The organism is Brevibacterium iodinum ATCC 49514, from assembly GCF_900169265.1.
Classification (GTDB): Bacteria; Actinomycetota; Actinomycetes; order Actinomycetales; family Brevibacteriaceae; genus Brevibacterium; species Brevibacterium iodinum.
In genome coordinates this window covers 1-1,183 of the sequence record NZ_FXYX01000060.1, presented here as the reverse complement: position 1 = coordinate 1,183, position 1,183 = coordinate 1, and the positions used below count along the sequence as shown (strand labels likewise).

General features: G+C 60.6%; 2 protein-coding genes and 1 other annotated feature. Both genes read left to right on the top strand.

Annotated elements, in window-relative coordinates; genetic code table 11:
- A partial coding sequence (locus BI49514_RS17365; RefSeq protein WP_420836303.1) for a transposase occupies positions 1 to 308 on the top strand: 308 nt, incomplete at its 5' end.
- Positions 269 to 397: a sequence feature (AL1L pseudoknot), on the top strand. It overlaps the preceding gene by 40 nt.
- A partial coding sequence (locus tag BI49514_RS16185) for an IS3 family transposase (protein ID WP_420836304.1) occupies positions 299 to 1,183 on the top strand: 885 nt, incomplete at its 3' end. Its footprint overlaps the feature before it by 99 nt. The genes BI49514_RS17365 and BI49514_RS16185, both read left to right, overlap by 10 nt.

The window sequence follows — 1,183 nt, the reverse complement described above, 5'->3', positions numbered from 1 at the left end:
CAGTGAAATACACCGACGAACTCAAGGCTCGTGCCGTCGAGCTCGTCATCCATGCTCAAGCCGATCCTGAGACCGCGAATGGGGCAATCACCCGCGTCGCGAACGAACTCGGCCTGAGCAAGGAGACCCTGCGAGTCTGGGTGCGCAAGCACAAGGACTCCGGCAAAACCACGCCGGCGGAATCGGTCGACCTTGAGGCCGAGAACCGTCGACTGCGCGCCGAGTTGACCGAAGCTAAACGGGCAAACGAGATGCTTCGCCAGGCTTCGGCTTTCTTCGCGGCGGAGCTCGACGGCCAATCCAAGTAATCGTCGGCTTCATCGACAACAACCGCGACGAGTTCGGAGTCGAGCCAATCGTGCGCGCCCTTTCAGGGACTGCTGCACGGATTGCTGTGAGCTCGTATTACGCGTACAAATTACGCCAGCCTTCAGCCCGTGCTGTCCGGGACCGGGAGCTCAAGACCGCCATCCGGGACGTCTACGAGGCGAACTATTCCTGTTACGGGGTGCGGAAGATGTGGAAGGCGATCAACCGCGAGTATGCGGACCGGTTCGGGAATATCGCTCGGTGCACGGTCGAGCGGTTGATGCGCCAGCTGGGCATCGATGGTGTCCGGCGGAGGCGGAAGCGTCCGAAGACTGCCTCGGCCAGGGCCGAGGAATGTCCGGAGGATCTCGTCGAACGTGAGTTCGCCGCCCGGAGGCCGAACTGTCTCTGGGTCGCTGACATAACGTACGTGCCGACGCGGTCTGGGTGGGTGTACACGACGTTCATCCTCGACGTGTTCCATCGGGAGTTCTTGGCCAGGGACGCGTTGACGATGGCTCTGGCAGCTAAATTTCGTGCTGGCGAAGACGTATCGGGGCTTGTCCACCACAGCGATCGGGGCGTTCAATTCCGATCGATTCGCTATGGCGAGACCCTTGCTGAATCGGAGATCGTGGCGTCGGTGGGGTCCCGTGGGGACTCGTACGACAATGCTATGGCTGAGGCCCTGAACTCGGTTTATAAGGCTGAATTGATCGATCGTCGTGAGTGGTCAGGGTTGATTGACGTCATGGCTGAGACGTCGAAATGGATCGGCTGGTACAACCGGCGACGATTGCATTCGGCGATTGGATACCGGCCGCCGTTCGAGGTTCATCGCGAGTGGATTGAACGCGGCAGCGACGAACCCGTG